The 12025-nt window shown below is 53.4% G+C and carries 9 protein-coding genes and 6 tRNA genes; 1 reads left to right on the top strand and 14 read right to left on the bottom strand.

Translation table 11 applies throughout. The annotated features are described in order from the left end of the window. Positions 1-128 precede the first annotated feature (128 nt). From lnt to miaB, 5 genes are all read right to left on the bottom strand, one after another. Positions 129-1670: an apolipoprotein N-acyltransferase gene (gene lnt / locus EHN07_RS02425; protein WP_124022622.1), complete on the bottom strand. Its 1542-nt coding sequence runs from the start codon at positions 1668-1670 to the stop codon at positions 129-131. Between the two features lie 7 nt (positions 1671-1677). Beyond that, positions 1678-2556: a CNNM family magnesium/cobalt transport protein CorC gene (corC, locus tag EHN07_RS02420; RefSeq protein ID WP_124022621.1), complete on the bottom strand. Its 879-nt coding sequence runs from the start codon at positions 2554-2556 to the stop codon at positions 1678-1680. A gap of 100 nt (positions 2557-2656) precedes the next feature. Next, the gene (gene ybeY, locus EHN07_RS02415) at positions 2657-3124 is read right to left on the bottom strand and encodes an rRNA maturation RNase YbeY (protein ID WP_124022620.1); all 468 of its coding nucleotides are present in this window, start codon (positions 3122-3124) and stop codon (positions 2657-2659) included. Continuing rightward, complete coding sequence (locus EHN07_RS02410; protein ID WP_167467264.1) at positions 3121-4182, bottom strand: PhoH family protein; 1062 nt, start codon at positions 4180-4182, stop codon at positions 3121-3123. The genes ybeY and EHN07_RS02410 overlap by 4 nt, the downstream gene beginning before the upstream one ends. A 199-nt stretch (positions 4183-4381) precedes the next feature. Then, complete coding sequence (gene miaB, locus EHN07_RS02405; RefSeq protein ID WP_124022619.1) at positions 4382-5809, bottom strand: tRNA (N6-isopentenyl adenosine(37)-C2)-methylthiotransferase MiaB; 1428 nt, start codon at positions 5807-5809, stop codon at positions 4382-4384. A 135-nt stretch (positions 5810-5944) separates the two neighbouring features. Here miaB and ubiF point away from each other — a divergent pair, with 135 nt between their 5' ends. After that, positions 5945-7120: a 3-demethoxyubiquinol 3-hydroxylase gene (gene ubiF / locus EHN07_RS02400; protein ID WP_124022618.1), complete on the top strand. Its 1176-nt coding sequence runs from the start codon at positions 5945-5947 to the stop codon at positions 7118-7120. A 92-nt stretch (positions 7121-7212) separates the two neighbouring features. On the opposite strand, the gene EHN07_RS02395 is transcribed toward ubiF, so the two are convergent. The 9 genes from EHN07_RS02395 to nagC all read right to left on the bottom strand — a co-directional run bounded on the left by EHN07_RS02395 (position 7213) and on the right by nagC (position 12024). Next, positions 7213-7287 (bottom strand) — tRNA-Gln (locus EHN07_RS02395). 6 nt (positions 7288-7293) lie between these two features. Further along, a tRNA-Met gene (locus EHN07_RS02390) sits at positions 7294-7370 on the bottom strand. 24 nt (positions 7371-7394) lie between these two features. Continuing rightward, a tRNA-Gln gene (locus EHN07_RS02385) sits at positions 7395-7469 on the bottom strand. A 53-nt stretch (positions 7470-7522) separates the two neighbouring features. Then, positions 7523-7597 (bottom strand) — tRNA-Gln (locus EHN07_RS02380). 19 nt (positions 7598-7616) lie between these two features. After that, a tRNA-Leu gene (locus EHN07_RS02375) sits at positions 7617-7701 on the bottom strand. 17 nt (positions 7702-7718) lie between these two features. Continuing rightward, a tRNA-Met gene (locus tag EHN07_RS02370) sits at positions 7719-7795 on the bottom strand. Between the two features lie 251 nt (positions 7796-8046). After that, positions 8047-9711, bottom strand: a complete 1665-nt coding sequence (gene asnB / locus EHN07_RS02365; protein ID WP_124022617.1) for an asparagine synthase B — start codon at positions 9709-9711, stop codon at positions 8047-8049. Between the two features lie 277 nt (positions 9712-9988). Further along, a complete protein-coding gene (locus EHN07_RS02360) occupies positions 9989-10741 on the bottom strand; it encodes an HAD-IIA family hydrolase (RefSeq protein WP_124022616.1) in 753 nt (250 codons plus the stop codon). Between the two features lie 62 nt (positions 10742-10803). Further along, positions 10804-12024: a DNA-binding transcriptional regulator NagC gene (gene nagC / locus EHN07_RS02355; protein ID WP_124022615.1), complete on the bottom strand. Its 1221-nt coding sequence runs from the start codon at positions 12022-12024 to the stop codon at positions 10804-10806. Position 12025: the final 1 nt, after the last annotated feature.

The following is a 12025-nucleotide window of genomic DNA, read 5'->3' as shown; positions in this document are numbered from 1 at the left end:
ATAAAAAACAAGGAAAATCAATTTATTGATTTTCGGCCGATCATCACAAAGAAGGAAAAACCACGCTTTTTCCTTCTTTGTCAGCAAACTAAGCCAGCAATCGCTGGCTTTTTCAGGGGGATGCAGAATCAGTATTTACGGCGGGTACGCAGCGCCAGCAGGACAGAGGCGAAACCAAACGCCAGGGTGACAATCCACAATGGCCAATCACTGAAGCGGGCATACGGTGTGATGCCGCGCGTTGGCGTGACCTTCGCTTCCAGCACTTCGCGGGTGAACTGGGGGATCATCGCCTCGATATCGCCACTGGCGTTAATCACGGCGGTAATTCCATTATTGGTGCTGCGCAGCAGCGGGCGGCCCAGCTCCAGCGAGCGCATACGCGCCATCTGGAAATGCTGCCACGGGCCAATCGACTTACCGAACCACGCATCGTTTGAAATCGTCAGCAGGAAATCAGTATCCGGGCGGAAGTTATCGCGCACCTGTTTACCGAGGATAATTTCATAGCAAATGGCCGGCGTCAGCTTTATGCCGTTGGCTTCCAGCTGTGGCTGTAAGTAGGGGCCGCGGCTGAAGGACGACATGGGCAAATCAAAGAACGGCGCCAGCGGGCGCAGGATAGACTCCAGCGGCACAAATTCACCAAACGGCACCAGGTGGTTCTTGTTGTAACGATCGGCGCTGCTGTAGCTGTACGGGTTGCCTTCACCCAGCGTGATGATGGTGTTGTAGGTATCGTAGCGGTTCTCCTGATTCAAACGCGCATCAACAATACCGGTGATCAATGAGCTGTGCTTAGAGCGCAGCAGATCGTCCATCGTCGCCAGGAAGCGTTGCTGGTTAATCTCCAGATCCGGGATCGCGGATTCAGGCCAGATAATCAGCTGGGATTTGCCCATCTGCGGCTGAGTTTTATCGAGATAAATTTTCAGCGTATTGAGCAGCTGATTCTCATCCCATTTAAGCGACTGCGGAATATCCCCCTGAACCATCGCCACACCAATCGTGCGCTCGGCCTGCGGCTGATACCACTCAATGGAGCGTAGCGGCCATGGCGCGGCCAGCAACAGGGCGGCAATAGCGGCAGGTCGCCAGCGGCGCTCGTGCAGCGCATAGGCCAACAGACCGCCGATCATCATCAGCAGGAAGGTCACGCTTTCGACCCCCAGAATTGGCGCAATGCCCTTGAGCGGGCCGTCAATCTGGCTATAGCCAAACTGCAGCCACGGGAAGCCGGTTAATATCCAGCCGCGCAGGAACTCCGTCAGCTGCCATAACGCTGGCGCTGCGATCGCTACGCGCCACCACGTGGTTTTCGGGCAAAGCTTACCGAGGAGTCCGCCAAATAAACCGGTATATAACGATAAATAAGCGGCAAGCAGCACCACCAGAAAGACATTAACCGGGCCGGGCATCCCGCCAAACTGCGCGATGCTGACGTATACCCAGTTAATGCCGGAGCCAAATAGCCCTAACCCCCAAAAGAAACCAATCCACGCGCTGTGGATCGCACGCCGGTTGAGCGTCAGCCCCTGAAGCCCTGCTAAAGAGACAATCGCCGCAGGCCAGAAATCGTAAGGGGAGAAAGCCAGCGTTCCGCAGGCACCAAAAAGCAGCGCCAGCAGCAGACGCACACGCTGGCGTTGAAGGACCGGGGTAATAGACATCTTTGAATTAATCTTCCAGTTTCGGTTGTGGCGAGTCGTCCGGAATTCTGACATGAACCTGGATAACACGGCGGCTGTCTGCCATCGCGACTTTAAATTGATAACCATCTATTTCAATGGTTTCGCCACGGGCCGGCAGGTGACCAAAGGCCTGCATCACCAGACCACCGATGGTGTCCACTTCATCATCGTTAAAACGGGTGGCAAAGGTGTCGTTAAAATCTTCGATCGAGGCCAGCGCGCGCACCGTCCAGGTGTGGCGGCTTAGCTGGCGGAAATCGCCGTCTTCCTCGTCGTCGTACTCATCTTCAATTTCCCCGACGATCAGTTCGAGAATATCTTCGATGGTGACAAGCCCGGAGACGCCGCCAAACTCATCAATCACAATCGCCATGTGGTAGCGCTGCTGACGAAACTCTTTGAGCATGCGGTCAACACGCTTACTTTCCGGCACAACAACCGCCTGACGTAACACTTTTTCCATGCTGAATGGCTCAGTATCGCTGCGCATAAACGGCAGCAGATCTTTAGCCATCAGGATCCCTTCGATATGATCTTTGTCTTCACTGATCACCGGGAAGCGGGAGTGTGCGGATTCGATGATGACATCGAGGCATTCGTCCAGCGTCTGGTTGTGTTTGAGCGTAACCATCTGCGAGCGCGGGATCATGATGTCGCGGACGCGTTGGTCAGCAATATCCATCACGCCTTCGAGCATGTCGCGGGTGTCCTGATCGATAAGATCGTTTTGCTCAGAATCACGGATGAGTGTCAGCAGATCGTCGCGGTTTTTGGGTTCACCGTGGAATAGCTGGTTGAGAATCAGGGAGAAGAATCCCTTCTTACTGGCAGGCGTATCACTGTTTTGTGAGTTGTCGTCGCTCATGGCGTTAGGTTTGTGGCCCCTCGGTTAATAATAGATAGCAGGCGGTTCAATGGTTCGCCGCCTGCACCTGGCGCTGCGCGCTCTTTAACGACTGCGCAGACTACTCTTTCTCGGCAATGTACGGATCGGCATACCCAAGAGCAAGCATTATCTCTGTTTCCAGGGATTCCATCTCTTCGGCCTCTTCATCTACGATGTGATCGTAGCCAAGCAGATGCAGACTGCCGTGGATAACCATATGCGCCCAGTGCGCATCTAATGGTTTTTGCTGCTCTTTCGCTTCCTGTTCCACCACCTGACGGCAAATAATCAGGTCGCCCAGCAGCGGCAGCTCAATGCCCGGAGGGGCTTCAAACGGGAACGAAAGCACATTTGTGGATTTATCTTTCCCACGGTAAGTGAGGTTCAGATCGTGGCTCTCAGCGTCGTCCACCAGGCGAATCGTGACTTCTGATTCTTCCTGAAATGGCGGAATGACCGCATCCAGCCATTTCTGAAATTGCACTTCCGTTGGCAGGCCGCTTGCTTCTTCACATGCAACCTGTAAATCCAGTATTACCTGACTCATTTACTCTCCTGGGCGGCGGCGCTAATCGCCATCGCTTCTCGCTTGCGCTCTGCTGCGAGTTCATCTTTACGAACCTGTTCCGCGTTTTCCCACGCTTCATAGGCATTGACAATCCGTGCCACAACCGGGTGGCGTACTACGTCTTCGCTATTAAGGAAGTTAAAGCTGATTTCATCGACTTCGGCCAGCACGTCAATGGCGTGGCGCAGGCCGGACTTCATGGTGCGCGGCAGGTCAATCTGGGTGACGTCGCCGGTAATCACCGCTTTGGAATTAAACCCAATACGCGTCAGGAACATCTTCATCTGCTCAATGGTGGTGTTCTGGCTTTCATCCAGAATGATAAAGGCGTCGTTGAGCGTGCGGCCACGCATATAGGCCAGCGGGGCCACTTCAATCACGTTGCGCTCCATCAGCTTTTCCACGCGCTCAAAGCCGAGCATTTCAAACAAAGCGTCATACAGCGGGCGCAGATAAGGGTCGACTTTCTGGCTTAAATCACCCGGCAGGAAGCCCAGCTTTTCACCGGCTTCAACCGCCGGACGGGTCAGTAAAATGCGGCGGATATCCTGGCGTTCCAGCGCATCAACAGCCGCGGCCACGGCGAGATAGGTTTTCCCTGTTCCCGCAGGGCCCACGCCAAAGGTGATGTCGTGGTCCAGAATATTAGCGATGTACTGCGCCTGGTTCGGCGTACGCGGCTTGATAACGCCACGTTTGGTTTTGATGTTGACCGCTTTGCCATAATCAGGAACGCTTTCTGCTGACTGTTCCAGCACCCGGGCTTCTTTGATGGCAAGGTGGATCTGTTCAGGCGTGATGTCCTGAATCTCGCCACGCATTGGCGCGGTATCAACGTATAAATCGCGCAGAATATCTGCGGCGGCGTTCACCAGAATCGGGCGACCTGTAAGCCTGAAGCGATAGTCGCGACGGTTGATTTCGATCCCCAGCCGGCGTTCCAGCTGCTTGATGTTGTCATCAAATGGGCCACACAGGCTTAGCAGACGCGCATTGTCTGCGGGTTCCAGCGTCATTTCACGTGTTTCGATATTCAAACTTATCCTCGGGGTCGCACAGGGCCAGTTGAAGGTGTTGCTGCATTAACGCAGAGCATAAAAAAGATTATTTACGGCGTGGGCAGATGGCGCAAGCCTGGCTCTTGATATTTGGGTAGCTGGTTAAGAATGCAAGCATAAACGATGAAAAAACCAGCGGAACATGTGCTTAGCGAACCGCTGGCTGTGAAGCTCTGAGCTATGGCTGGTAAATACCGACGCCAAGCTCGTTCTCTTTACGGGTACGGGCAATCACCGACTCAGGAGACTGTGCGATACGCAGCCCCATCTCTTCCTCGGTGCGTACGACTCTACCGCGCAGCGAGTTGTTAGTTGCCACTTCCGTAATCTCGACATCAACAAACTTACCGACCATATCCGGGGTACCTTCGAAGTTCACCCCGCGGTTGTTTTCCGAGCGGCCGGTGAATTCCATGATGTTTCTGCGAGAGGTTCCCTCAACCAGCACGCGTTGAATGGTACCGACCATTTTACGGCTCCACTCCATGGCCTGCTGGTTGATGCGGTCCTGCAGAATATACAGACGCTGCTTCTTCTCTTCTTCCGTTACGTCATCCACCATATCGGCGGCCGGGGTTCCCGGGCGGGCTGAGAAGATAAAACTAAAGCTGACGTCAAAATTAACGTCCGCAATCACTTTCATGGTCTGCTCAAAGTCCTGCTGGGTTTCGCCCGGGAAGCCAACGATAAAGTCTGAGCTAATCTGGATATCGGGGCGCGCGGCGCGCAGCTTGCGAATAATCGATTTATATTCAAGCGCGGTATGGGTGCGGCCCATCAAATTCAGGATGCGGTCAGAACCACACTGAATCGGCAGGTGCAGGAAACTCACCAGCTCTGGGGTGTCGCGATAAACATCGATGATATCGTCAGTAAATTCAATCGGGTGGCTGGTGGTGAAGCGAATGCGGTCAATACCGTCAATGGCCGCCACCAGGCGCAGCAGCTCGGAGAAAGAGCAAATGCCGCCGTCGAAAGCCGGGCCACGGTAAGCATTCACATTCTGACCCAGCAGGTTAACTTCGCGCACGCCCTGCGCGGCGAGCTGGGCGATTTCAAACAGCACGTCGTCGCAGGGGCGGCTCACTTCTTCACCGCGGGTGTATGGCACCACGCAGTAAGTACAATATTTGTTGCAGCCTTCCATAATCGAGACGAAAGCGGTTGGGCCGTCAGCTTTAGGCTCCGGCAGGCGGTCAAACTTTTCGATTTCCGGGAAGCTGACGTCAACAATCGGGCTGCGATTGCCGCGCACCTGGTTGATCATCTCAGGCAGGCGATGCAGCGTCTGCGGCCCGAAAACGATATCAACATAGTGCGCGCGGCTGCGAATCAGCTTGCCTTCCTGGGAGGCAACACAACCGCCGACGCCGATAATCAGCTCGGGGTTTTTGCGCTTTAAGAGTTTCCAGCGGCCCAGCAGATGGAAAACTTTTTCCTGGGCTTTTTCACGGATCGAGCAGGTATTGAGCAGCAATACGTCGGCTTCTTTTGGGTTATCCGTCAGCGTATAGCCGTGCGTGCTGTTCAGCAGATCGGCCATCTTCGATGAATCATATTCGTTCATCTGACAGCCCCAGGTTTTGATATGGAGTTTTTTTGTCATCGACTTGCCATTGCTCAGTTAAAGCCAGGAATTCAGGCAGAGTATTGTAATGCTTTGGCCTTGATGTGACCAGCCTACGAAACTGGCGTAAAAATCCGGTAGAATCAGGATAGACAATTTAAGGACCAAATCATCATGTTGAACCACTCAATTGAGGTTGCGATCGTCGGCGGCGGCATGGTCGGTGCGGCTGCCGCACTCGGTCTGGCGCAAAACGGTTTCCAGGTGGCGCTAATCGAGCATCAGGTTCCGCCGGCATTCGATCCTGCAAGCCAACCGGATGTGCGCATTTCCGCCATTAGCAGCGCTTCTGTCGGGTTACTGAAATCGCTCGGCGTCTGGGATGCGGTGCGCACCAGGCGTTGCCACGCTTATCGCCAGCTTGAAACCTGGGAGTGGGAGAGCGCACGGGTCAGCTTTAAGGCGCAGGAGCTGGGTTTGCCGGAGCTTGGCTACATGGTTGAGAACCCGGTGCTACAACTCGCATTGTGGCAGGCATTGCAGGCGCATCCCAATGTCACACTGCTTTGCCCGGCGCAGATCGCCAGTCTGCATCACGATAAAGATCGATGGACGCTACAATTTGCTGATGAGCAGACGCTGACGGTGCCGATGGTGATTGGCGCAGACGGTGCAAACTCGCAGGTTCGCCGTTGGGCCGGGATGGGTATTCACGCCTGGCAGTACCGCCAGTCATGCATGCTGATCACGGTGCAGTGCGCGCAGGCTCCCGGTGATAGCACCTGGCAGCATTTTACGCCGAGCGGCCCGCACGCGTTTTTACCGCTATTTGATAACTGGGCGTCGCTGGTGTGGTACGACTCACCCGCACGTATTCGTCAGTTGCAAAATATGTCGATGCCACAGCTGCAAAAAGCGATAGCGGACAGTTTCCCGGAACGTTTAGGCCAAGTGACGCCTGTTGCCCGCGGCGCCTTCCCTCTGACGCGCCGCCATGCATTGCAATACACACAGCAAGGGCTGGCGTTGATTGGTGATGCTGCTCATACCATTCATCCATTGGCCGGGCAGGGAGTGAATCTCGGGTATCGCGATGTGGAAGCCCTGCTTGAGGTGATGATTAATGCGCGCAGCTATGGTGAAAACTGGGCGGACGCTCGCGTCTTAAAACGCTACCAGACGCGCAGGCAGGCAGATAACTTCTTGATGCAAAGCGGCATGGATCTTTTTTACGCCGGTTTTAGCAATAGTTTAGGGCCGCTGCGGGTGATTCGTAACTTAGGATTAATGGCAGCCGAGCGCGGTGGCGTGCTTAAACGGCAGGCGTTGAAGTATGCATTAGGATTATGAATTTCGGAGAAGGGCGGGAAACCGCTCTTTTTTTATTTGAATATTTCTAAACGCAGAAAAGCAAAAAGCTCGCCGGAGCGAGCTTTTCATTTTGGCTGGGGTACGAGGATTCGAACCTCGGAATGCTGGTATCAGAAACCAGAGCCTTACCGCTTGGCGATACCCCAAAAATATGGTGGCTACTACGGGAATCGAACCTGTGACCCCATCATTATGAGTGATGTGCTCTAACCAGCTGAGCTAAGTAGCCAAATTGTAATGCTTATTTTTCGACTGGCTGGGGTACCTGGATTCGAACCAGGGAATGCCGGTATCAAAAACCGGTGCCTTACCGCTTGGCGATACCCCAACTAAGGGCGCACAAAACTGCCGTGCTATGTCGAAACTGCTAGGTCAAAAAAGTGGCTGGGGTACCTGGATTCGAACCAGGGAATGCCGGTATCAAAAACCGGTGCCTTACCGCTTGGCGATACCCCATCCGTGCAACGCTATAAAATGGTGCGGGAGGCGAGACTTGAACTCGCACACCTTGCGGCGCCAGAACCTAAATCTGGTGCGTCTACCAATTTCGCCACTCCCGCGCTAAAAAAAGAATTAATGGTGGCTACTACGGGAATCGAACCTGTGACCCCATCATTATGAGTGATGTGCTCTAACCAGCTGAGCTAAGTAGCCTTCTTTTTTCTGCGTCACCTTATCGGCGTTGCGGGGCGCATTATGCGGAGTTGGCCTGCGAGCGTCAACAAATTTTTTCCCGAAAAGTGGCGGGAATTGTCTGTTTGACTAGCTTACGAACAGCTTGCTGCAATATTCGGCAATTATCGGTTATTTCGTGGTTTTATGTGAGGGAAAAGCCCGGATAAGCGATAAGGAATCTTGCAGAAACAAAAACGGGCCCGTAGGCCCGTGTCATTAATTTTGTTCGCTTATTTGTAAGCAGACTGGTGAACGCCCACCGCACGGCCTGATGGATCGTTCATGGTTTTGAAGGCTTCATCCCATTCAATGGCTTTAGCAGAAGAACAGGCAACCGATGGACCGCCAGGAACGCACTGTGCGGCATCTGGCAGCGGGAATAACTCTTCAAAGATCTCGCGGTACAGATAGGCTTCTTTTGAGCCTGGCGTATTGTACGGGAAGCGGTAGCTTGCGGTTGCCAGCTGTTGATCGCTGACCTGTTCTGCTGCCACTTCTTTCAGGGTATCAATCCAGCTGTAACCGACGCCGTCAGAAAACTGCTCTTTCTGACGCCATGCAACGCTTGCCGGCAGATAGGATTCAAAACATTCACGCAGGATATGTTTTTCCATTTTGCCGTTACCGCACATTTTGTCTTTCGGGTTGATGCGCATCGCAACATCAAGGAATTTCTTATCCAGGAACGGTACGCGAGCTTCCACGCCCCAGGCCGACATCGCTTTGTTAGCGCGAGCGCAGTCAAACATATGCAGCGCTTGCAGCTTGCGCACGGTCTCTTCATGCAGCTCTTTATCGTTCGGCGCCTTATGGAAGTACAGATAGCCGCCAAACACTTCATCAGAACCTTCACCGGACAGCACCATTTTGATGCCCATCGCTTTGATTTTACGTGACATCAGGTACATCGGGGTGGAGGCGCGAATGGTGGTCACATCATAGGTTTCAATATGATAGATAACGTCGCGAATCGCATCCAGCCCTTCCTGCACGGTAAAATGGATTTCGTGGTGCACGGTGCCTAAGTGGTTTGCCACTTCCTGCGCGGCTTTCAGATCCGGCGAGCCGACCAGACCCACGGCAAATGAGTGCAACTGCGGCCACCAGGCTTCAGAACGCTCTTCATCTTCTACGCGGCGCGCGGCAAATTTCTTGGTGATGGCAGAGATAACGGACGAATCCAGACCGCCGGAGAGCAGTACGCCGTAAGGAACGTCGGACATCAGGTGGCTTTTCACCGCCTCTTCCAGCGCCTGACGCAATTCGTTTTTGTCAGTGACGTTGTCTTTTACCGCATCGTATTCGAACCAGTCACGCTGGTAGTAGCTGCGGATTTCACCGTCTTTGCTCCACAGGTAGCTACCTGCCGGGAACTCTTTAATGGTGCGGCACACCGGAACCAGCGCCTTCATTTCAGAAGCCACATACAGGTTGCCGTGCTCGTCATGGCCCATATACAACGGGATGATACCGATATGGTCGCGGCCAATCAGATAAGCATCCTGCACTTCGTCATACAGAACGAAGGCAAACATGCCCTGCAGATCATCGAGGAACTCCGGGCCTTTTTCCTGGTAAAGCGCCAGGATAACTTCGCAGTCAGAGCCGGTCTGGAATTCGTAGCGGTCGCCGTATTCAGCACGCAGCGCCTGGTGGTTGTAGATTTCGCCGTTAACGGCCAGCGCGTGAGTTTTGGCTTTGTTATAAAGCGGCTGTGCGCCGGCGTTGACATCAACAATAGAGAGGCGTTCGTGAGAAAGGATGGCTTTTTCATGCGCATAAACGCCCGACCAGTCTGGGCCACGGTGGCGCATCAGGCGAGATAACTCGAGCGCTTTCTTACGCAATTCGACCGCATCGGTCTTGATATCCAGAACACCAAAAATTGAACACATAGAACTCTCTCCGTAATGCTTCTGTGAGCCATTAAATTGTTTTGTTGCATTGCATGACTATGAAAATGCGCAATCATTGACGGGAATGCAAGACCTTTAGCCCTGAAGGGATAAATAGTTCAGCGCTGATTGTTGATTACTGAAAAATGGTGATGAAATAAGCACAATTATTAGCGGATCGACAATTTTTAAAGAAATTGCCAGGCAGGCATTCAGAGAGAAGAGCAATGAGTGTTGAATCGGCAAAACGCCCGGCGAAAACCGGGCGAATCATTAATTAGATGATATCGACTTCTGCAACCGACGGGTAAATCCAGGAAGGGCGGAACGGCATGGCATCAATGTCATTTAGCGTCGATACGCCAGAAAGCACCAGAATCGTTTCTAACCCTGCCTGGAAACCGGCAAGAATATCGGTACGCAGGTTATCGCCAACAATTACCGTGTGCTCAGAATGCGCCTGCATCTTGTTCAGTGCGGCACGGATAATCCACGGGCTTGGCTTACCTACGCAGAACGGCTTGCGGCCGGAAATTTTCTCAATGCCTGCACAAAGCGCGCCGCAGGCGGGGTAGTAACCGCGGCCGTGGGTATCCGGGTTGGTTGCGATAAAGCGCGCGCCGTTTGCCACAAAATAAGCCGCCTTATGCATCATTTCCCAGTTATAGGAGCGCGTTTCACCGACGATAACAAAGTCAGGGTTAATATCCGTAATGGTGAAACCGGCTTTATACAGCTCATGGATCAACGCCCCTTCACCCACCACATAGGCTTTTTTCCCTTCCTGACGACGCAGGAAGTCGGCGGTGGCCATGGCTGAGGTATAAAACACGCTATCAGGAACATCAATGCCTGAAGAGGCAAAACGGTTGGCCAGATCCTGTCCTGTTTGCGACGGGTAATTGGTCAGCAGGACCAGCGGCATCCCCTTTTCCATAATGCGTGCCAGAAATTCATTAGCACCGGGTACGGCGACGTTGTCGTGCATCAGCACGCCGTCAATATCACAAATTACATTCTGAATGGTCATTGACTACTCTGGCTCACCTGAAAAGAAGGCGTCACTATAACGTAAAAAGCGGCTGATTTGGGTTAACTTTCCAGCAAACGTTGCAGCAGAACGCCGTTCAGCATCGCACGTTTTACCAACGCAAAGGCGCCAATGGCGGAGCGGTCATTCAGTTTGGAGCGCACCACCGGCAGATTTTTACGGAAGGCTTTTAACACCTGGGTGTTGATGCAGCTTTCGATGGCGGGCAGCAGCACTTTTTCCGCTTCGATAATTTCCCCGGCAATCACCACTTTTTGCGGGTTAAACAGATTAATCGCAATTGAGATAGCCTTGCCTAAATGGCGGCCCACATGTTCAATCACCTCGCAGGCCAGCGCGTCACCTTTATTTGCCGCTTTGCAAATTGCGGTGATATCGCATTCTTCAGGGGTAAGGCGGCTGTGGTAACCCTGTTCAAGCAGATGGCGCACGCGCTGTTCGATAGCCGCATTGGCAGCAATCGTTTCCAGGCAGCCAAAGTTTCCGCAGTGGCAGCGTTCGCCTAAAGGGTCAACCTGGATATGGCCAATCTCGCCGACGTTACCGTTACGGCCAATAAAAATGCGCCCGTTAGAGAGAATACCGGCCCCGGTACCGCGGTGCACACGCACTAAAATGGAGTCATCGCAGTCGTGCGTTGCACCAAAATAGTGTTCAGCAAGGGCCAGGCTGCGGATATCGTGGCCGACATAGCAGGTCACCTGGAAGCGTTTTTCCAGGCTATCAACCAGCGACCAGTCATTCACCTGAATATGCGGCATGTAACGAATGACGCCGCTTTCCGGGTCGACAAGGCCCGGCAGGATCACGGAAATCGCGATCAGCTCCCGCATTTTGCGCGTGTTTTGCTCAATAAACTGGCTAATGGCGTTAAGCAGCGCGTATTCGAGCGTCTCCTGAGTTCGTTCAGGAAGGGCGTAATGCTCTTCGGCCAGCGGCTTCGCGCTGAGATCAAACAGGGTGATGGTTGCGTCGTGGCGGCCAAGGCGCACGCCAATCGCATGGAAATTGCGGGTTTCGGTGATAATGGAGATAGCGCGGCGGCCCCCGGTGGAGGCCTGCTGATCGACTTCTTTGATCAATCCACGCTCGATGAGCTGGCGCGTAATTTTGGTGACGCTGGCTGGCGCAAGCTGGCTGTGTTCAGCAATCTGAATGCGAGAGATTGGCCCGTGTTGGTCAATCAGGCGATATACCGCCGCGCTATTGAGTTGTTTTACCAGATCAACATTGCCAATTTGAGCCTGTCTGCCAGTCGTCATG

This window comes from Buttiauxella warmboldiae, assembly GCF_003818135.1.
Classification (GTDB): Bacteria; Pseudomonadota; Gammaproteobacteria; order Enterobacterales; family Enterobacteriaceae; genus Buttiauxella; species Buttiauxella warmboldiae.
The sequence above is the reverse complement of the archived record's forward strand: the minus strand, read 5'-3'. Positions and strand labels throughout refer to the sequence as shown.

Excerpts from the sequence above, each read along its gene's own strand:
- asnB (WP_124022617.1), bottom strand. The coding sequence starts at position 9,711 with ATGTGTTCAATTTTTGGTGTTCTGGATATCAAGACCGATGCGGTCGAA.
- miaB (WP_124022619.1), bottom strand. The coding sequence starts at position 5,809 with ATGACAAAAAAACTCCATATCAAAACCTGGGGCTGTCAGATGAACGAA.
- nagC (WP_124022615.1), bottom strand. The coding sequence starts at position 12,024 with ATGACGACTGGCAGACAGGCTCAAATTGGCAATGTTGATCTGGTAAAA.
- ybeY (WP_124022620.1), bottom strand. The coding sequence starts at position 3,124 with ATGAGTCAGGTAATACTGGATTTACAGGTTGCATGTGAAGAAGCAAGC.
- ubiF (WP_124022618.1), top strand. The coding sequence starts at position 5,945 with ATGTTGAACCACTCAATTGAGGTTGCGATCGTCGGCGGCGGCATGGTC.
- EHN07_RS02360 (WP_124022616.1), bottom strand. The coding sequence starts at position 10,741 with ATGACCATTCAGAATGTAATTTGTGATATTGACGGCGTGCTGATGCAC.
- lnt (WP_124022622.1), bottom strand. The coding sequence starts at position 1,670 with ATGTCTATTACCCCGGTCCTTCAACGCCAGCGTGTGCGTCTGCTGCTG.
- corC (WP_124022621.1), bottom strand. The coding sequence starts at position 2,556 with ATGAGCGACGACAACTCACAAAACAGTGATACGCCTGCCAGTAAGAAG.